This is a genomic window from Terribacillus jepli, assembly GCF_047228925.1.
Taxonomy (GTDB): domain Bacteria; phylum Bacillota; class Bacilli; order Bacillales; family Amphibacillaceae; genus Terribacillus.
Window position 1 is genome coordinate 1 of the sequence record NZ_JBFEGH010000026.1, and the last position, 20,519, is coordinate 20,519.

General features: G+C 39.8%; 24 protein-coding genes. 17 read left to right on the plus strand and 7 right to left on the minus strand.

Annotated elements, in window-relative coordinates; genetic code table 11:
• Nucleotides 1-153: 153 nt before the first annotated feature.
• On the minus strand, nucleotides 154-354 hold the full coding sequence (locus tag AB1K91_RS19555) for a DUF2536 family protein (RefSeq protein ID WP_093725265.1): 201 nt from the start codon (nucleotides 352-354) through the stop codon (nucleotides 154-156).
• A 40-nt stretch (nucleotides 355-394) separates the two neighbouring features.
• Nucleotides 395-1,276: a GNAT family N-acetyltransferase gene (locus AB1K91_RS19560; protein ID WP_413092340.1), complete on the minus strand. Its 882-nt coding sequence runs from the start codon at nucleotides 1,274-1,276 to the stop codon at nucleotides 395-397.
• Nucleotides 1,277-1,429: 153 nt separating this feature from the next.
• On the opposite strand from AB1K91_RS19560, the gene AB1K91_RS19565 reads away from it, so the two are divergent.
• From AB1K91_RS19565 to galE, 3 genes are all read left to right on the plus strand, one after another.
• Nucleotides 1,430-2,281 carry an ROK family protein gene (locus AB1K91_RS19565; RefSeq protein ID WP_413092342.1) on the plus strand — a complete coding sequence of 284 codons (852 nt, stop codon included), beginning with the start codon at nucleotides 1,430-1,432 and terminating at the stop codon, nucleotides 2,279-2,281.
• Between the two features lie 17 nt (nucleotides 2,282-2,298).
• The gene (locus tag AB1K91_RS19570) at nucleotides 2,299-2,556 is read left to right on the plus strand and encodes a YciI family protein (RefSeq protein WP_093725271.1); all 258 of its coding nucleotides are present in this window, start codon (nucleotides 2,299-2,301) and stop codon (nucleotides 2,554-2,556) included.
• 71 nt (nucleotides 2,557-2,627) lie between these two features.
• On the plus strand, nucleotides 2,628-3,617 hold the full coding sequence (galE, locus tag AB1K91_RS19575; protein WP_413092344.1) for a UDP-glucose 4-epimerase GalE: 990 nt from the start codon (nucleotides 2,628-2,630) through the stop codon (nucleotides 3,615-3,617).
• A gap of 12 nt (nucleotides 3,618-3,629) precedes the next feature.
• Here the strand turns inward: galE and AB1K91_RS19580 are convergent, their stop codons facing one another.
• Nucleotides 3,630-4,142: a GNAT family N-acetyltransferase gene (locus AB1K91_RS19580; protein WP_413092346.1), complete on the minus strand. Its 513-nt coding sequence runs from the start codon at nucleotides 4,140-4,142 to the stop codon at nucleotides 3,630-3,632.
• 118 nt (nucleotides 4,143-4,260) lie between these two features.
• Between AB1K91_RS19580 and AB1K91_RS19585 the strand changes: the two genes are divergently transcribed.
• Entirely contained in the window at nucleotides 4,261-5,130 is an 870-nt protein-coding gene (locus AB1K91_RS19585; RefSeq protein ID WP_413092348.1) for an SMP-30/gluconolactonase/LRE family protein, read from the plus strand.
• Between the two features lie 38 nt (nucleotides 5,131-5,168).
• Here the strand turns inward: AB1K91_RS19585 and AB1K91_RS19590 are convergent, their stop codons facing one another.
• The 3 genes from AB1K91_RS19590 to AB1K91_RS19600 all read right to left on the minus strand — a co-directional run bounded on the left by AB1K91_RS19590 (nucleotide 5,169) and on the right by AB1K91_RS19600 (nucleotide 7,936).
• Entirely contained in the window at nucleotides 5,169-5,300 is a 132-nt protein-coding gene (locus tag AB1K91_RS19590) for a hypothetical protein (RefSeq protein ID WP_413092349.1), read from the minus strand.
• 5 nt (nucleotides 5,301-5,305) lie between these two features.
• Nucleotides 5,306-6,403 (minus strand): response regulator aspartate phosphatase, encoded by a 1,098-nt coding sequence (locus AB1K91_RS19595; protein WP_413092351.1) that lies wholly within the window; start codon nucleotides 6,401-6,403, stop codon nucleotides 5,306-5,308.
• Between the two features lie 174 nt (nucleotides 6,404-6,577).
• Entirely contained in the window at nucleotides 6,578-7,936 is a 1,359-nt protein-coding gene (locus AB1K91_RS19600) for an MATE family efflux transporter (protein ID WP_413092353.1), read from the minus strand.
• 185 nt (nucleotides 7,937-8,121) lie between these two features.
• On the opposite strand from AB1K91_RS19600, the gene AB1K91_RS19605 reads away from it, so the two are divergent.
• The 4 genes from AB1K91_RS19605 to AB1K91_RS19620 all read left to right on the plus strand — a co-directional run bounded on the left by AB1K91_RS19605 (nucleotide 8,122) and on the right by AB1K91_RS19620 (nucleotide 10,093).
• On the plus strand, nucleotides 8,122-8,472 hold the full coding sequence (locus tag AB1K91_RS19605; protein WP_413092354.1) for a hypothetical protein: 351 nt from the start codon (nucleotides 8,122-8,124) through the stop codon (nucleotides 8,470-8,472).
• Nucleotides 8,473-8,556: 84 nt separating this feature from the next.
• Complete coding sequence (locus tag AB1K91_RS19610; protein ID WP_413092356.1) at nucleotides 8,557-9,243, plus strand: Na-translocating system protein MpsC family protein; 687 nt, start codon at nucleotides 8,557-8,559, stop codon at nucleotides 9,241-9,243.
• Nucleotides 9,244-9,417: 174 nt separating this feature from the next.
• Nucleotides 9,418-9,828 (plus strand): anti-sigma regulatory factor, encoded by a 411-nt coding sequence (locus AB1K91_RS19615; protein WP_413092358.1) that lies wholly within the window; start codon nucleotides 9,418-9,420, stop codon nucleotides 9,826-9,828.
• 103 nt (nucleotides 9,829-9,931) lie between these two features.
• Nucleotides 9,932-10,093, plus strand: coding sequence for a hypothetical protein (locus AB1K91_RS19620; RefSeq protein WP_413092360.1), 162 nt, complete (start codon nucleotides 9,932-9,934; stop codon nucleotides 10,091-10,093).
• Here the strand turns inward: AB1K91_RS19620 and AB1K91_RS19625 are convergent.
• Nucleotides 10,087-11,136, minus strand: a complete 1,050-nt coding sequence (locus tag AB1K91_RS19625; protein ID WP_413092361.1) for a C40 family peptidase — start codon at nucleotides 11,134-11,136, stop codon at nucleotides 10,087-10,089. The genes AB1K91_RS19620 and AB1K91_RS19625 overlap by 7 nt on opposite strands.
• Nucleotides 11,137-11,466: 330 nt before the next feature.
• Between AB1K91_RS19625 and galU the strand changes: the two genes are divergently transcribed.
• The 9 genes from galU (at nucleotide 11,467) to AB1K91_RS19670 (ending at nucleotide 20,362) form a co-directional block, all read left to right on the plus strand.
• On the plus strand, nucleotides 11,467-12,351 hold the full coding sequence (gene galU, locus AB1K91_RS19630) for a UTP--glucose-1-phosphate uridylyltransferase GalU (RefSeq protein ID WP_413092362.1): 885 nt from the start codon (nucleotides 11,467-11,469) through the stop codon (nucleotides 12,349-12,351).
• A 320-nt stretch (nucleotides 12,352-12,671) separates the two neighbouring features.
• Nucleotides 12,672-13,439: a YveK family protein gene (locus AB1K91_RS19635; protein WP_413092364.1), complete on the plus strand. Its 768-nt coding sequence runs from the start codon at nucleotides 12,672-12,674 to the stop codon at nucleotides 13,437-13,439.
• A complete protein-coding gene (locus tag AB1K91_RS19640; protein WP_413092366.1) occupies nucleotides 13,414-14,106 on the plus strand; it encodes a CpsD/CapB family tyrosine-protein kinase in 693 nt (230 codons plus the stop codon). Before AB1K91_RS19635 ends, AB1K91_RS19640 begins: the two co-directional genes overlap by 26 nt.
• A 107-nt stretch (nucleotides 14,107-14,213) precedes the next feature.
• Entirely contained in the window at nucleotides 14,214-14,981 is a 768-nt protein-coding gene (locus tag AB1K91_RS19645; RefSeq protein ID WP_413092368.1) for a tyrosine-protein phosphatase, read from the plus strand.
• A gap of 18 nt (nucleotides 14,982-14,999) precedes the next feature.
• Nucleotides 15,000-15,674, plus strand: coding sequence for a sugar transferase (locus AB1K91_RS19650; RefSeq protein ID WP_413092369.1), 675 nt, complete (start codon nucleotides 15,000-15,002; stop codon nucleotides 15,672-15,674).
• 13 nt (nucleotides 15,675-15,687) lie between these two features.
• Nucleotides 15,688-16,770, plus strand: a complete 1,083-nt coding sequence (locus tag AB1K91_RS19655) for a glycosyltransferase family 4 protein (protein WP_413092371.1) — start codon at nucleotides 15,688-15,690, stop codon at nucleotides 16,768-16,770.
• A 1-nt stretch (nucleotide 16,771) separates the two neighbouring features.
• A complete protein-coding gene (locus AB1K91_RS19660) occupies nucleotides 16,772-17,929 on the plus strand; it encodes a glycosyltransferase family 4 protein (RefSeq protein ID WP_413092373.1) in 1,158 nt (385 codons plus the stop codon).
• Nucleotides 17,926-19,017, plus strand: a complete 1,092-nt coding sequence (locus AB1K91_RS19665) for a glycosyltransferase (RefSeq protein WP_413092375.1) — start codon at nucleotides 17,926-17,928, stop codon at nucleotides 19,015-19,017. Before AB1K91_RS19660 ends, AB1K91_RS19665 begins: the two co-directional genes overlap by 4 nt.
• 16 nt (nucleotides 19,018-19,033) lie before the next feature.
• Entirely contained in the window at nucleotides 19,034-20,362 is a 1,329-nt protein-coding gene (locus tag AB1K91_RS19670; RefSeq protein ID WP_413092376.1) for a hypothetical protein, read from the plus strand.
• Nucleotides 20,363-20,519: the final 157 nt, after the last annotated feature.

The following is a 20,519-nucleotide window of genomic DNA, read 5'->3' on the forward strand; positions in this document are numbered from 1 at the left end:
GAAAGTATAAGTGCAACTAGGCCTCTGTCTGCGCCTGCGGCTCGCCACTCGGCAAGTTTTCTTTATACTTTCAAAGCATTAATTTTAAGGAAGAAAGTATAAGTGCAACTAAGCCTCTGACTTCGCCTGCGGCTTGTCATCGACAAGTTTTCTTTATTTCGCTTTAAAATGAGCAACGGCACTATAATACCGCCGGCCGTTTTCATCTACATGCATTTGATGTGCTACATGATGCAGCTCCAGCAGGATGGCTTTATTATGCTGGATTTGTTCATTGATTTTCTTTTCCAAGACGGATAGGTCATTTGCTTCGAAGAACTCGACTTTGTCTTTTAGCATTTCCAAATCTAGCATGGCTCTCGTTCCTTTCTATCACAGCTTCCATCCTATTATATTATGCATGGGACAATTCGGGAAACTGGAATACAGCAGGAAGCAGTTCTGGTTTGTTCACAAACAAGGTGTCCCGTTCTGTATGCTTGTGGGAGATAGGCTCAAGATCCGGGAATGTCGGCGTGAAATGGAATATGACTTCCGTGATGCCTGCTTGGGCGACATAATCTGCAATTTGCTGCCAGAGGAGCCGGGATTGACTGATCACTTCATATAAATGGATTGTCTGCCCAATTCTTTTATAAAGCAGCAGGGCGGCTGGCTCCAAAAGCTCGATGATTTCGATTTCCGGATCATATAAGGTATGGAAGCCGAGAATATGCTGAGCATCCGATATGTCGAGGATCTCCGACTGCGGATGACGTTTGCCATAGCGATCAAGCAGCACGAGCATGTCTTGCGGATTGGCTGCCGGCTGAAGCTTGCGATAATCCGGGACAGGACGCAGCTCGGAAGACACCGGAATGGAAAACAAATGTTCTTCGACAGCGGTGAAGCCGAGCTTCTCGTAAAAGCCTTCCACTCCCGGGCGGGAAAACAAGTAAATCAAATCGGTCTCTTCTTCATACTGCCGGACGACACGCTGCAGCAGTTGTGTAGCCAGTCCTTGCTTCTGGTAGCTTGGATCTGTCATGACAGTCCCGATTTGGATTGCGTTCATTTTTTGCTGATGTATATGTGCTGTGAGCGCGCTTACAGAAACATTCGCGACAATTTGTGTATCGTCTGCGAAGGCATGTGTGTGATAGCGGTCGTTCCACAAGCCGCTTTTATATAATAATTCAAAATCGAAGCCAAAAGTTTTTCTGGCAAGTTTATTAAAACTTTTACGTAAATTCTGTTCATGTGCAAATGCAGTTACTGCTTGCAGAGCAGTCATCATGCATCCCCCATTTCTGACAAACTCATCTGTTTTTTAAAATTGATAATATTTCTATTTTATAATAATTCTCGCATTTGTACAGTACCGGCTACTATTGACGCAGGAGGAGAAAACTTCCATAGTAGAATAATAGAAAGGAATGAGGTGATATCGATGCGATATGGAGCTATTGAAGCTGGCGGTACAAAATTTGTTTGTGCTGTCGGAGATGAACATGGGAATGTGGAGGAGCGAGTGTCCTTTTCGACAACCAAACCGGAAGAAACCATCCAGCAGGTGCTCGACTTCTTCCGTGATAAACAAATCGAAGCACTGGGTGTCGGTGCATTCGGTCCGGTCGATGTGAAAGAGGATAGTCCCACTTACGGAACGATCGGCAACACACCGAAGCTGCAGTGGAAAGATTACCCGCTGCTGGCTGAGCTCAAAAACAGGCTGGGCGTACCGGTCAAGCTGGATACCGATGTGAATGCAGCTGCTTTAGGGGAGTATATGCACGGAGCAGCAAAACATGCTGATAGCTGTCTGTATATTACAGTAGGAACTGGCATCGGAGCAGGAGCCATCGTGAATGGCGAAACATTGCAGGGCTTCTCGCATCCGGAAATGGGACATATGCTGATACGGCGGAACACGCGTGATGCCTACCCAGGGAAATGCCCGTATCATCGCGATTGTTTGGAAGGCCTTGCTGCTGGACCTGCAATCGAAGCCCGCTGGGGAGAGAAAGCACAGAAACTGTATCACCAAGAGGAAGTCTGGCAGATGGAAGCCTTTTATTTAGCCCAGGCAATCATGAACTACACGTTGGTGCTCAGCCCGGAGAAAATCATCATGGGCGGCGGCGTCATGAAGAAGGACGGCCTGCATGAGATGGTCCACCAGGAGTTGGAGCAGCTCATGCAGCGTTATGTCCCGCTTCCGGATCAGTATCTCGTACCGCCCGGGCTACAGGACAATGCCGGTATCGTCGGGGCACTCATGCTAGCCAAAGATGCTCGATAAAAACGGGAGGCGTTATCATGAAGTACTTTGCAGCTTTTCTTAAAATGGAAAAACCTGAGCTGAACCAGCAATATCGCCAAGCCCATCTGGATTTTCTGGCCGACTTGGATGAAAAAGGGTATATTTTCGCCAGAGGTCCATTCACTGATGGTGCTGGCGGTCTGGTTATCTACCAAGCGGAAGACGAGACTAAAGCGAAGCAAGTTGCGGAGCAGGATCCGTACTTGATCAACGGGGTGCGCAGCTTGGAGCTGCATGAATGGAAGAAGGTCTAAACTTTACCATTTCTGCAAGTTAAAGCATGCTATAATTTAATTGATAATATAGGAGAATCGAGGGATAAGCTATGAAAGTATTAGTTACTGGCGGTGCTGGCTATATCGGCTCCCATGCGGTGGCCACACTCCTTGAAAAAGGGCACGAGGCTGTGATTATCGATAATGTGCTGACAGGTCACTTGCCAGCGGTCAACAAGGATGCGGTCTTCTACGAGGGTGACCTGCGCGATGCAGCATTATTGGATGATGTATTTGCAAAAGAAAGGGTCGATGCAGTGGTCCACTTCGCAGCAAGTTCCCTTGTCGGGGAATCTGTCGAGGATCCGTTGAAGTACTTCGGCAATAACGTTTATGGGATGCAGGTGCTGCTGGAGACGATGCGCAAGCATGATGTCAAAAAAATCGTCTTTTCTTCCACGGCTGCTACATACGGAGATACCAATGTCGTCCCATTGACAGAGGATTTGGATACGAATCCAGAAAGTCCGTATGGCGAATCCAAACTGATGATGGAAAAAATGATGAAATGGTGCGACGGAGCATACGGAATCAAGTTCGTTTCCTTACGCTACTTCAATGTCGGCGGAGCGCATCCGGATGGTCACATCGGCGAAGATCATCGCCCGGAAACACATCTGATTCCGATCATCCTGCAAACAGCACTCGGACAGCGGGAACATATCAGCATCTTCGGTGACGACTATCCGACAGAAGATGGAACATGCATTCGCGACTACATTCACGTTCTTGACTTGATTGATGCCCATCTGCTGGCATTGGAGTACTTGGACAATGGCGGTGAGAGTGATATCTTTAACCTCGGCTCCAGCCAAGGCTTCTCTGTCAAAGAGATGATCGACGTAGCCCGTAATGTTACCGGCAAAGAAATCCCGGCCAAAGTCGGTCCACGCCGCGCTGGTGACCCGGCAGTCCTGATCGCAAGCTCTGCGAAGGCGAAGGAAGTACTCGGCTGGAATCCAACACGCACCGATATGAAAGACATCATCGGTGATGCATGGAGATGGCATCAAAACCGTCCGAATGGTTATGATGCATAAGGTATGCCCCTCCTAATTAGGAGGGGTATTTTCTTTTGCATAAACAAGCACTTTCTTGTTATGGCGTTCAATCGTTTTCCATACCTGCATACCTAGCTTCTCTGCCACCTTGCAAGAGGCGATATTATCAGGATATATCAGAGCGATGATCCGTTTGTTATCCAGTGCAGGAGCTATATCCCTGAACGCCGAAGCAGCCTCGGTAGCAAACCCCCTCCCCCAATAGTCCGGAGCGATCCAGTAGCCGATTTCCAGTTCCATCACACCGTCAACCTCTTGTGGAACCAATCCAGCATGTCCGATTGGCTTTCCTGTTTCTTTCTCGATCAAAACCTGCAGACCGAGCCGTTGATCTCCGCTTATATGGGACAAATTCCAATTAAAAAACAAGCGTGCGCCTTCCTTGGTCCTTGGTTTTCCGTTCCCGATATAACGCACGACCCGAGGGTCGCTGACCAAGCTCTCAAGGAAAGGCAAATCCTCTGTCATATAAGGTCGGATGAGCAGCCGTTTTGTTTCATGCATGTTGTTGCCTCCTTTTTTAGCATCAGAATGCTTAGAAGTAGCTGATTCAGGTAATAAGTAATCCATATAGTGGTATTATTACTATAGCAGGTCATACATAGATAAAGGAGTGGGTAAAGTGGCAGAAGCGAAATTATTTCTCGATGCGAAGCAGAGCTTAGCCGAAGGTCCTTTTTGGCGGGGAGAGACGGAGGAACTGTATTGGGTGGATATCAATGGACAGTCAATCCATATATACAATACAAAGACGAACGAGAAGCGGGAAATACCAGTCGATCAAAAAATCGGGGCAGCCATCCTGAAAAAAGATGGTGGAATGATCCTGGCATTGGAAAATGGCATTTACGAAACAGACAGCGAACTGAAAGCAAAAGTGCTGCTGCATAGTCCGGAAACCGACAGACCGTCCAATCGCTTCAATGATGGCAAGGCCGATCCATACGGCAGGATCTGGGCAGGAACGATGCCAGCGAAAGGCAGCGACTATAAAGGAGCTTTTTACCGGATGGAGTTGGATCAGACGCTGACACGTGTCATTGATGGAATCGGCAACTCCAATGGTCTTGCCTGGAGTCCGGATCACAAGTATTTTTATTACATCGATACACCGACGGGCGAGGTACAATGTTTCGATTACGATGGTGAAACAGGGGAAATCAGCAATCCGCGGATAGCGGTCTCATTCAAGGACGGAAAACCCGACGGCATGACAATCGACGAAGAAGGCAAACTATGGATCGCCCATTACGGCGGATCCAAGGTCTCGCGCTGGAACCCAGCAACAGGCGAGCGGCTATTGGACGTCCATCTGCCGGTCAGCCAAGTGACAAGCTGCACTTTCGGCGGTCCAGAACGGAAGACATTGTACATCACGACAGCAAGACAGAACCTGACCGAAGAGGATTTGGAAAAGCAACCTCTTGCTGGCGGGATATTCGTATATGAAACCGATGTTGTGGGAGCACCAAGCTACAGATTCGGAAAATAGCAAAAAACCGGCAGATGCCGGTTTTTTGCTTGTTAATATTAGAAGTCCGTGTAACGAATAGAGTTAGGTAGGTGCCCTTTTTCCATTGCGCTGTCAGCAAATGAATAGCCTGCAATGCTGCTAAGGATTGTAGCAAGTACTAGAAATCCAACGATTCTTTTCTTTGTCATTTTTATCACCTCCTTGAATGAAACATTACAATATTATTTTGATTTCCCAGAGCTAAGCGATAGAAGTGATTTGCTCGTTCAAAATCTTTCTTCTTAGTATAGAAACTCGCAAGTTCATCAGCGCATATTTGTGTTTCAAAAAATCTATTTTTTCCTTTGAAATATTCGACAGCGTCTGTTAAAACCTTAATATACTTCTCTTTTTCGATGTATCGAGAATAAAGTATCTTGAATTTCCAATAGTAATCTTTGTCATCTTCCTGGCTAAGATGATCCATTCCTAGTTGATAGTAGTCAATAGCAAGCTCAAAATTCCCTTCTTCAAAAGAGATGCTAGTCAGCATATACAAAGTGGAAAGATAATTCTCGAAATCAGGATAGGGTAAAACCTTCTTTAAATATCGGGTCGCAGCCCCATACAAGCGTTTACGTTCATATAATAATCCAAGATTATGATATATACTTATCTTTACCATTTCATCCATAATAACGTTTCTATCTTGCAGAGCAGAATGCAAATAATCCTCAGCTAAATCAAATTCTCCCATATCAATATAGTTCAAAGCGATTAGAATCTTAGCCCTCGTCAGCTTCTTCTCATAAGCCGGATACAGCTGATAGATATAAATCGCCTTCTCGGCATAAATAGCAGATCGATTCGTGTAATCCAGGTAATAAAGCGCGGAAGCAAACAAATCGAAGAATTCCGCTTTTTCGATGTCATCATGGATATAGCCGAGATAAGGTTCGACTTGACCGTATTCTTCGATGGCATTGTAATAGTCTTTTGTCGAATAAAGATACATGCCTTTGAACAGGTGCAGGTAATAGAGATGTTCTTCTTTGAGGTAAGGGGAAAAGCCTTCTACTTGGCTGATAAGTTTTTCAGCATCTTCATAATTTTTGCAGAGAATATGATGGCGGCTATGAATCAGAAGTGCCAGCTTGACGACGTCGTCATTCGCTTCTCCTTTAGCGAGCTGTTCGGATACTTCCGTTTTCAGCTTTTCCGCTGCTTGGACTTTTTTCAATTTGATGTTCATATACCACAAATTGAGCAGTTCCCTTAGCTCTTCTGAGTTGAATGTGACGTCAGAACGCATCAGTTACACTCCCTAGTCTGTAAGATTTTGCCTATATTAAGCATAGCATGTTTCCTGGTGGATTTTTATTGGGAAAGTAGGTCGAATTTTGCGACATTATTTAGCGTTTTATCGTAAGATGCCATGAAAGCAGGAAAGTTGTTGATAAAAAACACCTCCGAAGATGGAGGTGTCTCAAACAGCCATTTGCTCTTGCCGGCGCTGGATGAATCGCAGCCGCAGGAAGAAACCAATTGCAGCACAAGTCAAGCCGAGCGTGATGCCGACCCAAAAACCGAATGGCTCCAGTGTCGTGAAGCGGGAAAGCAAATAGCCACTCGGCAGACCGACGATCCAGTAAGAAATGAAAGCAATGATAAACGGGATGGTAACATCCTTGTAGCCACGCAGTACGCCTTGAAGGGAGGCTTGAGCTGCGTCGGAAAACTGATACATGATGGCAAACAGCATGAACTGCATGGCAAGCAGGACGACAGCGCGATCAGATGTATAGAAGTAGCTGATCTGTTCCCGGAAAATGAACAACAGCAAGCTCAAAATACCGATGATGACAAGGGCGGAACTGACCCCGAGGATGGCGTATTGTTTTGCGTGGTTCATCCGGCGAGCGCCGACTTCATAGGAGACAACGATCGTCATCCCGATCGAGATGCTGAGCGGCACCATGAACATCAATGTCGTGAAGTTCAACGCTGTCTGATGGGCAGCAATGACTGTCGTATCGAACAAAGAACCCATGAGCAGGGTGACGACACTGAAGATACTTGCTTCAAAAAACGTACTCAGCCCCATCGGCACCCCGATTTTCAATTGTTCTTTCCATGCCTGGAATGAAATCTTATACCAGCGGACGAACAAATAATGCGTGCGCATTTCCTTCAGCTTGAACGTCAGGAAAACACTGATGCCGAAGATGAACCAATATGTAAGCGCCGTTGCATAGCCAGCCCCTGCTCCGCCAAGCTTCGGAAAGCCGAAGTTCCCGAAGATGAGCAGGTAATTCAGCAGGGCATTGATAGGCAGAGCCATCAGCAAAATCACCATCGATACTCTTGTGTAGCCTTGGGCATCAAAGAAATTACGCAAAACGGCACTGGCAAACAGCGGAACAATCCCGATGGCAAGTCCGTGCAGATAATCCGTTGCAACAGTATGTACATCCGTACTCAAATCCATGATGCCAAGTACTGGCTGAAGGGCGAATGCTCCGATAACCAGCACAACCAACGAAATCAAGATTGCCAGATAAAAGCCTTGCATGACCGTCCGTCCGACGTCGCTGCGGCGGTTGTTTCCGATCAGCTGCCCGACCATCGGCGTAATGGCCAGCATGATCCCGGTCAACCCGGTATAAACGGGCATCCAAAGGCTCGAGCCGACAGCCACACCAGCCAAATCGTCCGTGCCGGCACGGCCGGACATCATGGTATCCAGCACCGTCATGGCATTGTAGCTGATCTGTGTCACGAGTATGGGCCATAATATGTGAAAGAATAAAGACGCTTTTTCGCGTATCGAATTGGTAGGATACATAAGTCCGCCTCCTGTTGTCGAAAAAAGTGAAATCACAGCAACTAGTGTAACATAACCCCTGATGTAAAGCACTTTTGCTCTGGTGCTAAAGTTTCAGAAAGCCTGTGGATAAGTCGTTTAGATTTTAGCTGTAAGGGTACATAACGAATAACAGCATCTGCCAGACAGGAAAGGAGTGGTAAGAGATGGCTTGCCCTTCATTGACGTTAAGTGTGCAGGATTTTGTCGAGCAAACCCAAAGAGGCTCGTCCATAAACGATAACTACTTTTTCGTTTTCAACCATAAGCCGATATTGGCGAAAATATATATAAAAAATCATATGATCGAAATCCCTGATCTGCACGACGTTGTGCTCGAAAAAGGGAGTGATGGCAAAAACAGTCTGTTTTTCATGCCTAAGTCATTCATTTATGAGAATCCGAAAACGAAGCGGACATTGGACGATATGCCCCGCATCATCCTGGAAGGAGAAGAATTATCCATGTCGATGGAGCAAAAAGATGAAGTCTACACCATGACGATCACAATTCGTTAGTGCAGGCTTTTTTTTATACCCAAATGTACTTCTATAAAGTAAAATAAAATAGAAAAAAATCAACCAGGAAAAAGGTACAAGAGAATGGAAATCAAAGACAAACAAAATGTATTGGCAGGCTTCACTGCAAGACTATTACGCAAGCATTTCGGAAAAGGTCCCGAGGCGGTATTCGTTTCCATTGCATATGATATCATTTGTATTTATGTACGGGACTTGCTTACGCCTGTCGAGAAAGTACTGCTGGAGAATGAGCAGCATGCTATGGTTTATGCAACACGTGATAGTCTGATGGAGAAGTGCCTGCCTGAATTGAAAGAACAAATCGAGGATGAAACTGGTCACTATTTCAAACATTTCTATTATGACTGGAATATGGAGACCAATGGCGGCGTCATCGTTGCGATCAAAGATCAGCTCAGTGATGAATCCGATTATCCAGATATGCAGAAGGTGAATGAGCTGGTTGGAACAGTCACCAAGAAAACAGAGAGGTTGCCGGACAAGGTAAAATCTGTTAAGCTGAATAATAGAACATTAGTAATCTATCGCGAGGGCATACTCGTCAATATCGAAAAAGAGATTGTCCGCAGCGGTGAGGAAGAAGTACTGCGAAAAGCCAAAGGCAATTTGGAAAAGCAGGAGCTGCGTGAGGCATTTGATAAAGAAAGTCAATTGCTGCAAGGCACTGCACAGGAAATCTTCGTTGATTGGTCGTTTGAAAAAGATCAAAGCGTGATTGTCGTCATCATCAATCCAAACAATAATTGAATTTACTTGGCTAGCATTGGCTGGGCATGGAACTAGTGATAAAGCCAAAGTAGGGACAGCGATAAGCGTCTTTACTTTGGCTTATTTTAATGGACCCAGGTCAAAGAAGGGGACCTAACTATCAGTATTGGTAAGCAAGTGGCGTCAGCTCCTGGTGAGGGGAAGGTGGCAGAAATGAAGATAGAAACGGAAAAAGATATTGTCACAAGCAGATCATGCGGCAGGAAGCTAGCAGCGGAACTGGGTTTCAATGCAGTCGAACAAGCACGCATCACTGCAGCCATCTCAGAGCTTGCCCGTAATATTTATAAGTATGCCGGAAGCGGTACAATTTGTATCTGCAGCAAACAAGATGGAAGAAGAATCGGTATCCACATTACCGCCAAGGACAACGGCCCCGGCATCTTAAACTTGCAGGAAGCCATGCTCGATGGCTATACGACTGGAGGCGGTCTGGGGCGAGGACTTCCTGGCGTCAAGCGGCTCATGGATAACTTTGATATTACATCCTCCAAAGAAGAAGGTACCTGTGTGCAGGTGGCCAAGTACCGGATCATTCAAACAACAAGTGTATTCCTGAAATAGGGATACGCTTATTTTATTGGCCAAAATATAAATCATCAACATAATATGAAACCAAATGGTCCATTCAATCGTCTATTAAGTAACAAACATAGGAGGGAACAACATGTTCCAGATTGTTTTCTATATAATAGGTGTCCTTGTAATGCTGTTCCTGGTAGCCGAGATTGCCCGCCAGCTGACAGACCTTCGCCAGCTCATCTCGCCGGAAAACAAAACAAAAAAGCCTGAGACAGAAAGTTCTGTCCCAAGCTTTGGAGATCAATAGAAACGCTTGTAGCTATCGAAATGCTTCGCGTAATAAGAATTGCTTGTGCTTGTGATGCGCACGCCATCGTTATCCGCATGGATGAACTGACCGCCGCCAAGGTAAATACCCATATGGGAGATACCGGCTTTGTACGTACCTTTGAAGAAGATCAAATCACCAGGCTGCGGTGAGCTTACATAATATGAACGGTTGAAGTAACCTTCCGCAGATGTACGGGAGATATCATACCCGGCGTTCTTGAATGCATAGTAGATGAATCCGCTGCAGTCGAATCCGCCAGGTGTAGAGCCGGCCCAAACGTATGGGTCACCTAAACGGGACTTCGCAACACTGATCAGCTTGTCCACACTCTTGGAAGTGTTTGCGGAGTCCACTTTCGTGTTATTCGCAGGCTTCGAAGAAGAAGAGGAGCCGCTGCTTGCTTTTCCATTGATCTTCAATGTCTGACCGACACGGATGACATCAGAAGATAGATTGTTCCAGCTCTTCAAGTTCGCAACAGTAACACCGTTGTTGTTGGCAATCTTCCATAGTGAATCACCGGACTTCACTTTGTAAGTGGAAGAGGAGCTGCTGCTTGAGTTGGACGAGCTGCCGGAATTGGAGGAAGAGTTATTCGAAGAAGAAGAGCCCCCCGCAGAAACCTTCAGCTTGTCACCAGGATAAATCAAGTATCCCGAGATATTATTCCATTTTTTCAAGTTGCTCAAAGATATGTTATGTTTCGCTGCAATACCACTCAACGTATCACCGGATTTAACAGTATATGTAGATGCACTGCTAGAAGAAGATGAAGATGTCTTCGTATTAGATTTAGACGAGCTGGATGAACCAGAAGTCTGTAATACTTGGTTAGGGAAAATCAAATCACTTTTCAAATTGTTGATTTTCTTCAATTCAGAAACGGAAGTGTCGTATTTGCTGGCAATCTTCCAGAGCGAGTCGCCCTTTTGTACTTTATAGGATGCAGCGTCAACTGTTGTGGCATATGAACTAGCGATAACTGCCGTGGCAGCAAGGGTAACAATCGTCTTTTTCATTCTAGTAACGTTCTCCTTTATTTTCATAATCCATAGAAATTAATCATACTATAGCATAATTTGGCACCTAGATTACCAGAATTTACGCAGTTGTAATGTAACTGTAATATTAGACGCGTATATTGTAGGGAAATGTAGAATGGATGTTATTGAGGGTTCCAAGATAGTATGTTACTATTTTTACAGATTCAGTAAGTGGATAAGGACTTTCGTACGAGTTGTGGCTTGTCGTCTAGGGTAATGTTTTAACTTTTAGACAAGGGGAAGTATAATTCGTATGAAACACACTATACGCATTCTACATATAATACATAAAGAGGTGCAGAACGTATGAAAATCAAAAAGGCCATCATTCCAGCAGCAGGTCTAGGAACACGCTTCCTGCCAGCAACGAAAGCACAGCCAAAGGAAATGCTGCCAATCGTTGACAAACCAACGATCCAATACATTGTCGAAGAAGCAGTGAAATCCGGCATCGAAGATATCATCATCGTCAGCGGTCGCGGCAAACGTGCCATCGAAGACCACTTCGACAAATCTTACGAGCTGGAAGATCAGCTGATCAAGAAAGATAAAATGAAGATGCTTGAGGAAATCCAGGACATCTCCAATCTTGCGGACATCCACTACATCCGCCAGAAAGAAGCTAAAGGCCTTGGCCATGCTATCTCCACCGCAAAGAAATTCATCGGCAACGAGCCATTCGCAGTATTGCTCGGTGATGACATCGTGAAAACAGAAGGCACACCAGCATTGAAACAATTGACTGATGCTTTCGAAAAGTATCGCGGTTCTGTTGTAGGTGTACAGCAGGTACCTGAATCTGAAGTTTCCAAATACGGGGTGGTGGCACCACAAGGTTCAACAAGCGAGCCAAACTTGATGCAGGTAAGCGACCTTGTTGAGAAGCCGAAGAAAGAAGAAGCTCCTTCCAACTACGCCATCATGGGCCGTTATGTATTGACTCCGGAAATCTTCGATATCTTGGAAACTCTTCCTGCAGGTGCAGGTGGCGAAATTCAATTGACAGATGCAATTAAGGAATTGAACAAGAAACAAGCTGTTTATGCTTGTGAGTTCAGTGGAGATCGTTATGATGTTGGGGATAAATTCGGATTTATTAAAGCGACAATTGAGTTTGCTTTGGATCGTCCGGATCTTAAAGATCAGCTGCAGGAATATCTAAATAACTCTGTAGTGCCTGAAACAAAATAACAATCGAAGAAACGAGCCTAGTATCTTAGGCTCGTTTTTTTATTTATTTTTTTGTAATAACATCCCCTTACTGGGAAATATGTGGTATACTCTTCTATGTTTTTGAAGTAAAACCATTAAAATGGAACTATATATTATACGGGTAAAGATACAAAAATCAACACTAATTTGTAACGCTTACATTTTTTCGACAAAATCAGTCATTGCATGACTTCGGAAACCCGATATAATAAAAAAGAACTTATTTTATTTCAAAAAGTTAGCATTTTTTCTTTGTCTTTGTACTTATCATTTTAGCATTACTCATCGGAGGGACATGAATGGAAGAGACAATCTCTTTAAAGGAAATTTTTTCAGTGTTAAAGAAACGAATTTTAATGATTCTATCATTGACTATTGCTTTTGCGGCAATTGCGTTGTTAGTTAGTTATTTTTTGATAACCCCTACATATAAGGCTAGTGCATCGATAGTCGTTAATCAGGAGGAGAATGTAGATGTCTCTGCTTTGAATACGGCTATTCAGTCTAATATCAGCTTAATTAATACATACAAAATTGTTATGACCAGCCCAGTTATCTTAGATGAAGTAGCAAAAGAAATGAACTTATCCCTATCCTCTAGTGAACTAGCAGAAAAGTTAGAAGTTACTTCAGAGGCAGATACGCAAATAATTACAGTAACAGCGACAGATACAAGTCAAGCTAAAGCAGCTGAGCTTGCAAATACTACAGTGAACATTTTCCAAAATGAGATTCCAGAATTAATGAATCTAGAAAACGTTAAGCCTTTGTCTTTAGCGGAGACAACAGAAAATCCATCTCCAGCCAGTCCAAACGTAGCTTTAAATACAGCAATTGCACTTGTATTAGGGGCATTAATTGGAATTGGTTTGGCATTTCTACTGGAATATCTGGATAATACGGTTAAAACAGAAGCTGATATTGAAAAGCGTATTGGTGTACCTGTTATTGGTGTTATAAGCCACATGACAGAAGAAGATATGCAGTCTAATAGACAATATGTACCTAATACAGAAAGACGACAAGTTAGGAGAGATTACAGTGGCCAAAAGAAAAAAACAGTTTAAGACAAATGTCCGTTCTCTCATAACCAAATTTAATCCGAAATCACCGATATCAGAGCAGTATCGTACAATTAGGACGAATATTGAATTTGCTTCTGTGGATCAAGATATAAATACTTTGTTAGTGACTTCCTCTGGTCCATCAGAAGGAAAATCCTCTACAACAGCGAATCTTAGTGTTGTTTTCGCGCAGCAAGGAAAAAAAGTTCTTTTAATTGATGGAGATTTAAGAAAACCGACTGTTCATTATACATTCAAACTTGATAATCGTATTGGATTGAGCACCGTGCTGGTAGGTGAGAAGTCATTAGAAGAAACAGTAAAAGAAACGGACGTTCCTAATCTAGACATTCTAACTTGCGGTCCGATCCCTCCAAATCCATCCGAACTGCTAGGAACAAAGGCCATGCTGAACATGCTTGAAGTTGCTCGAGTAACATATGATATTATTATCTTTGATACACCACCAGTATTAGCTGTTACAGATGCACAAATTTTAGCAAATATATGTGATGGCTCGATTATTGTAGTAAGAAGTGAACAGACTGAATATGAATCTATTCAGAAGGCAAAGGAACTTTTAGAACCAGCTCATGCAAAGTTTCTTGGTATTGTATTAAATGATGTGCCACAAAAAAAATCAAACACATATTACTATTACGGAAGTTAACTTTCTTTAAATATATCCTCGATACTCGAGGATATATTTTCGGAGCTTTACTAGGAAAAAGGTCATTGTTATTTCCTGTTTCGTGGTAATCGAAAGGAGAAGATAGTATGATAGATATTCATTGTCATATACTTCCTGGAGTAGATGATGGGGCTAGAACAATGGAAGATAGTATTGCAATGGCAAGGTCAGCAATAGCACAAGGGATTCATACTATTGTAGCTACGCCACATCATCGGAATAACCAATTTGATAATTATCGAGTAGATATCATGTCACGAGTGGATGAACTTAATCGTAAGTTGCGAGAAGAGAATATACAAATTGATATCCTTCCTGGGCAAGAAATAAGAATCTATGGTGATTTAATTGATGGGGTGATAACTGAGGAGATACTGCCTGTCAATTCTAATACCCCTTACATACTCGTCGAACTACCAACTTCAACTGTTCCAAAGTATACGAATAAATTGCTTAACAATCTACAAGTAGAAGGTTTTACACCGGTAATTGTCCATCCAGAAAGAAATAGTGAGTTGCTGACTAAACCAGACAAACTATATGAATTAGTGAAAAGTGGAGTACTTACTCAAGTAACAGCTGCAAGTTTACTTGGGAAATTCGGTAAGAAAATAAGAAATTTTAGCCACGAAATTGTACAATCTAATTTGACACATCTAATCGCTTCTGATGCACATAATGTAGGTAGTCGAGGCTTTTTGATGCAGGAAGCAATAGAAGAATTAGAGGAATTGTATGGAACTAATCTTATTTACACATATCATGAGAATGCTGAAAAACTAATTGCCGGGGAAACAATAATTGGTGATATTCCAGAAAAGATAGTGCGAAAAAAATTCTTTGGAATTTTTTGATGTAAAGGAGGTTAACAAATGGCAGATTCGAAGCAACAGGTGTTAAAAACTACTGATACAAATACGGTTAAGGAACAAGAAGAAAAGATATTATATCTCTTTACTAAAAGATTTATGGATATTTCATTATCTTTAATTGGTGTTGTGTTACTTCTACCAGTATTTATGATCATTGCAATCCTTATAAAGATTGAAGATAGCAAAGGAACAATTTTATTTAAACAAATTAGGATTGGACAAGATGGAAAGAAATTCTACATGTATAAATTCCGTTCTATGGTATCGAATGCAGAGTTTATGTTAGAAGACCTATTAGATAAAAATGAAGCAAGTGGTCCACTTTTTAAAATGAAAGAAGATCCGCGAATAACCAGGATTGGTAAATTTATCAGAAAAACTAGTATCGATGAATTACCTCAACTACTAAATGTTATTAGAGGAGATATGAGTTTGGTAGGGCCGCGTCCAGCATTGGAAAGGGAAGTAAAACAATATAACTCTCATCATTTGAAAAGATTAAAGGTAAAACCAGGTTTGACTTGTTTTTGGCAAGTTAGTGGTAGAAGTAACATTGGATTTGAAGAACAAGTACAGTTAGATCTCAAGTATATTAATAATAGAAGTATCATGTTAGATATTAAATTGATATTTCAAACTGTTTTTGTCTTATTTGGTTCTAAAAATGCATATTAAAGAGGAGACTTAAGTGAAAAAAAAAATTTACATAAATGGAAGATTTCTTACCCAAAAGACTACTGGCGTCCAAAGGGTAGCAATTGAAACAATTAAACAATTGGATAGAATATTAGAGGATAAGGGATATAAAGTAATGTTACTAATTCCCAAAGAAAGCATAATTAATCTCAATCTAAATAATATTATTATTAAGCAGATTGGTAGAAATAAGGGTCATATCTGGGAACAAATAGATTTACCCCTATATGTAAAAAAAGAACTTTTGATAAACTTTTGTAATACTGCACCAGTATTCAAAAAGAATCAAATTGTTTATATACACGATATGGCAATATACGATGTACCAGATGGTTTTTCTAAAGAATTTGTACTTTCTTATAAACTAATTTTTAATAAAATAACTAGAAAATCCAAAAAGATTATTACAGTTTCAAATTTCTCTAAAGATAGAATTATCCATTACTTCCCACACGCTAAAGATAAAATATCTGTATCTTATTTAGGGGTCAACCATTTTAATATTGATAAAGACGACCATAAGGACAAGAAAATTCTTGAAAACTTTGATCTAAGAGAGAAAAATTATTTTCTTGCAGTGAGTAGTGCAAATCCTAATAAGAATTTTTCAATTATTTCCAGTTTACTAGATAAAAGCTTAAAAAAACGAGACGGAGAATTTGTAATTGTAGGTTCCACAAACTCATCTGTTTTTAAAAATGAGAATATGGAACGGAAAAGAATAAAACAATTAGGCTATGTTAGTGATGATGAGCTTCATACATTATACAGAAATGCAAAGTTATTTATCTTTCCATCTAAGTATGAAGGATTTGGATTACCTCCTATTGAAGCAATGAGGTTTGGATGTCAGGTTATAGCTAACAAGAGTGCATCTATACCGGAAATATTAGAAGATAAAGTCATATATTTTGATGGTAATGATGTTAATTCACTTGAACAAGCTATCGATGTTTCTAATGAAGGAATGCCTGCTAGTAGTAGTGAATTAACAAGCTTTGTAAATGGAAAGTATAATTGGGAAAGAACCGCTTTACATTTACTAGAAAAAATAGAAGAGATGCAGGAGATGTAAAATGAAGGTTGCTATTGTACATGATTGGCTAGTTACTTATGCCGGAGCAGAAAAAGTATTAACTGAAATCATCAGATTGTATCCAAAAGCAGACTTATTTTCTCTCGTTGACCACTTCAACGAAGAAGACAGGAAGAAGATTTTCGGGAAAAAAGCTAAAACAACTTTCATTCAGAAATTACCGTTTTCAAAGTCTAAATACAGAAACTATCTATCTCTAATGCCACTTGCAATTGAACAATTAGACCTATCAGAATATGACATAATTATTTCAAGTTCTCATGCTGTGGCTAAAGGAATTATTACAGGGCCTGATCAACTTCATATATCTTACGTACATAGTCCTATTAGATACGCTTGGGATTTACAACATCAATATTTAAAGGAAGCTAATCTGGATAAAGGTTTTAAGAGTATTATTGTTAGAAGGATGTTAAAAAAAATAAGAGATTGGGATTATAGAACATCAAATGGTGTAGATTATTTCTTGTCAAATTCAGACTTTATAGGAAAGAGAATTTGGAAAGTATACAGAAGGGAAAGTAAAACAATTTACCCTCCAGTTGAGATTAATAGTTTCGATAATGATACTTCTGTTGAACGTGAAGACTTTTATCTCACTGCTTCTAGAATGGTCCCTTATAAGAAAATAGATTTAATAGTGGAGGCATTTAGTAAAATGCCAGAAAAGAAATTAGTAGTTATAGGTACAGGACCTGATTTTAAAAAGATTCAAGAAAAGGCTGGATCAAATATTACTTTATTAGGTTACCAATCCTTTGATGTATTAAAAGAACACATGCAAAAAGCTAAAGCGTTTGTATTCGCTGCTGAAGAGGATTTTGGTATAACTCCTGTAGAGGCACAAGCATGTGGTACGCCAGTTATTGCATACGGTAAAGGTGGTTTACTCGAGACAGTAAATGGCATAGATGCTGACAATCCGACAGGTGTTTTCTTCAAAAGGCAGACCGTAGAGGATATCCAAGAAGCTTTACACATCTTTGAAGAGAAATATTCAATGATTTCATCTTCAAATTGTAGGGTTAATGCAGAGAGATTTTCACCAGATAACTTTAGAGAAAAATTAGCAAACTACATTAATTCTAAAGCAGATGAAAAGTGGAGAGTTTCTAAATCTGGAGGATATAAAATATGAAAGTGAGTTTTGTACTCAATTGTATTAATAAATTGGGTGGAACTGAAAAGGCGACAATTGATTTAGCTAACTTACTAGCCAAAAATAATTATAAAGTGCATATAATAAGTTTGTACAAGGAAATAAATTCTGAACAAAACTCTTATAACCTTCATGAAAAAATTAAGGTTAGTTTTGTTTTTCCTAACACTATTTATTTAAAAAAGCCTTTAATCTACTATAGATTAAAAGACACTTTTAGTAAAAAACAAGTTGAGAAGATAATTAGATTATCAGAACCAAATTATGTATTATATACAGATATTAAACAGATTCCATTTTATAAGAGCACATATCAAAAGTATTTAATGGTTCATAATAGTTATGAGTTTTATAGAACCGGTTTAGTGACAAAGAAATTATTAGATAAAAACCATAAAGAAATTGATAATATAATCTTCCTGTCTGGTGAAGATTTAAAAAAATATGAGAAAGAATTTAATTACCCAGGTAATGCGGATTTTGTTTACAATGTAAGTAATATCGTTCCAACGGTTAGAACAAATCACAAAAATCGAACTATAACTTTTTTAGGAAGAATAGATAATAATCAAAAACAACTTGAGCATGCGCTAAATGTAGTGAAAAAGCTGGCAAATGAAAATAAATATAATGATTGGATCTTTAATATTTATGGTAGTGGACCAGATGAGACTAGTGTGAAAAAATTTATTGAGGATAATAACCTTAGTGATAGAATAAAGCTTAAAGGAACAACATCAGACGTTGAAGGAGTTTTGTCGACAACGGACATAATGATTCTCACATCAAAATATGAAGGTTTGCCAATGGCTTTAATAGAGGCTGCCTCCAGTGGCGTACCTATTGTTAGCTACGAGTGTTCTGATGGTATAAAAGAAATTGTGAAAGATAACTATAATGGTTACTTGGTCGAAAGAAATAATGAAGAAGATCTATTTAATAAGCTAACTGATTTAATAGGAGATTTAGAGAAAAGACAAACTATGGGTAATAATGCCATAAATCATGTTAAAGAAAAATTTTCTGAGGATAGTATATTACAGAAGTGGATTAAAATCTTTAAGTGAAGAGGTAGACTGATAAGTGGGAAATTTGAATGCTATTAAAGTAAAAACTTTATATTTCGTATTGTTTTCTATTATTTATTGGGCAGCAATATACATGCTATATAACTCTAATCAAGACATAATAGTTAAATTAAAAGTATTTTCTGTAGTTTTATTAATTATGAATATACTGATAATAATAATGGCCTATAGAATTCCGGTTATGCTAATTATATCTCTATTCATGTTAAATTATAGCTACGTATTAACCATACCAGCATACTATTATCCCACAAAAATATCAGGAATACCTTTTTATAATAATAACACTCTTTTACTAGAAGTAATTTTACAATGTACCATCGGTATGTTCTTCATAATATGGTTTCTATTTACTAATAGTAAAGAACTATACTCAAATAGATTTTTACAAGACAAAATTGATAAATTTAGTGCAAATAAAAATGATGGTTTTGTAATGTTTGTATCATTGCTTGGGTTTCTAGTGTTGTTTATTTTGAATAATTCCGGTAAGCAAACTAATCTTCCTTTATCTTTAACTTTTGAATATATCTTTATCTTTGTGATTATTTATAAAATATATTCAAAGGATAATTTAATTAATAAAATTATTGTACATACTATGTTAATTGGTATAGGGATAAAAACGTTAATGACATCTGGAAGAATAGAAGTAGTAGAAGCTTTGGTTCTTTTATTTATCTTCTATTATGAAAAAAGAGTACGTTCATTTCTTATAATTATAGGGTCAATATTATTAAATATTTTGCTGGAGTTTATCTCAATTTTTAGAACTGGTGGAGATGTAAGTTGGTCTACTAGTAAATTTTTCTTTGATAGATCAAATCCTCCCACTTTAATCTTGGGCAATGAAGGTGATGTAACTCAATCTTCTATGGCAATGATAGGCGTTATAAAGGACTTAATTGTAGATAGTAGTATTCGATTTAATTCATTTACTGACATGTTAATTAGTCAGTTTATTCCGTTAGGAGGAATTGAGTCTTTTAATCCGAATGTTGCAAGATATATACAAGAAATCACAGTAACTCTGGGTGGAGGATTTATATACTCCCAATGGTACTTTTGGCTAGGAATAAGTGGAGTTATAATTTGTTGTATATTAATTAACTATATTATCAAAATCGCATATTTAAGTAGAAATGTCACTTCTCTTACTATTATGGCTATATATTCACTGGCTTTATTTGTAAGGTGGTACGCTTATTTCTTCGATTTTCTCATTAAGATTCCTCTAATATTATTTGTTTTATTGTTTCTGATAGGAATTATTACAAGTAGGAGATCAATTCTTCCTAGTAGAGCGTTAAGTTCTAGGTATTAAAAGGATGTGACATTACATGATTCTTTTGAAAATCGTCAAGAGAATTAAATCTCAAATGATTAAATTTTCTTATAAGTTGATATTTGGAAAAAAAATTAAATTTAAAGGTAAATTTATTGTAGGGAAAAATTTTGTGATAGATATTTTAGAGAATAAT

Bases quoted from the DNA above. Each gene is read 5' to 3' on its own strand.
- AB1K91_RS19555 (WP_093725265.1), bottom strand. From the start codon at position 354: ATGCTAGATTTGGAAATGCTAAAAGACAAAGTCGAGTTCTTCGAAGCA.
- AB1K91_RS19560 (WP_413092340.1), bottom strand. From the start codon at position 1,276: ATGATGACTGCTCTGCAAGCAGTAACTGCATTTGCACATGAACAGAAT.
- AB1K91_RS19565 (WP_413092342.1), top strand. From the start codon at position 1,430: ATGCGATATGGAGCTATTGAAGCTGGCGGTACAAAATTTGTTTGTGCT.
- AB1K91_RS19570 (WP_093725271.1), top strand. From the start codon at position 2,299: ATGAAGTACTTTGCAGCTTTTCTTAAAATGGAAAAACCTGAGCTGAAC.
- galE (WP_413092344.1), top strand. From the start codon at position 2,628: ATGAAAGTATTAGTTACTGGCGGTGCTGGCTATATCGGCTCCCATGCG.
- AB1K91_RS19580 (WP_413092346.1), bottom strand. From the start codon at position 4,142: ATGCATGAAACAAAACGGCTGCTCATCCGACCTTATATGACAGAGGAT.
- AB1K91_RS19590 (WP_413092349.1), bottom strand. From the start codon at position 5,300: ATGACAAAGAAAAGAATCGTTGGATTTCTAGTACTTGCTACAATCCTT.
- AB1K91_RS19595 (WP_413092351.1), bottom strand. From the start codon at position 6,403: ATGCGTTCTGACGTCACATTCAACTCAGAAGAGCTAAGGGAACTGCTC.
- AB1K91_RS19600 (WP_413092353.1), bottom strand. From the start codon at position 7,936: ATGTATCCTACCAATTCGATACGCGAAAAAGCGTCTTTATTCTTTCAC.
- AB1K91_RS19605 (WP_413092354.1), top strand. From the start codon at position 8,122: ATGGCTTGCCCTTCATTGACGTTAAGTGTGCAGGATTTTGTCGAGCAA.
- AB1K91_RS19610 (WP_413092356.1), top strand. From the start codon at position 8,557: ATGGAAATCAAAGACAAACAAAATGTATTGGCAGGCTTCACTGCAAGA.
- AB1K91_RS19615 (WP_413092358.1), top strand. From the start codon at position 9,418: ATGAAGATAGAAACGGAAAAAGATATTGTCACAAGCAGATCATGCGGC.
- AB1K91_RS19620 (WP_413092360.1), top strand. From the start codon at position 9,932: ATGTTCCAGATTGTTTTCTATATAATAGGTGTCCTTGTAATGCTGTTC.
- AB1K91_RS19625 (WP_413092361.1), bottom strand. From the start codon at position 11,136: ATGAAAAAGACGATTGTTACCCTTGCTGCCACGGCAGTTATCGCTAGT.
- galU (WP_413092362.1), top strand. From the start codon at position 11,467: ATGAAAATCAAAAAGGCCATCATTCCAGCAGCAGGTCTAGGAACACGC.
- AB1K91_RS19635 (WP_413092364.1), top strand. From the start codon at position 12,672: ATGGAAGAGACAATCTCTTTAAAGGAAATTTTTTCAGTGTTAAAGAAA.
- AB1K91_RS19645 (WP_413092368.1), top strand. From the start codon at position 14,214: ATGATAGATATTCATTGTCATATACTTCCTGGAGTAGATGATGGGGCT.
- AB1K91_RS19650 (WP_413092369.1), top strand. From the start codon at position 15,000: ATGGCAGATTCGAAGCAACAGGTGTTAAAAACTACTGATACAAATACG.
- AB1K91_RS19660 (WP_413092373.1), top strand. From the start codon at position 16,772: ATGAAGGTTGCTATTGTACATGATTGGCTAGTTACTTATGCCGGAGCA.
- AB1K91_RS19665 (WP_413092375.1), top strand. From the start codon at position 17,926: ATGAAAGTGAGTTTTGTACTCAATTGTATTAATAAATTGGGTGGAACT.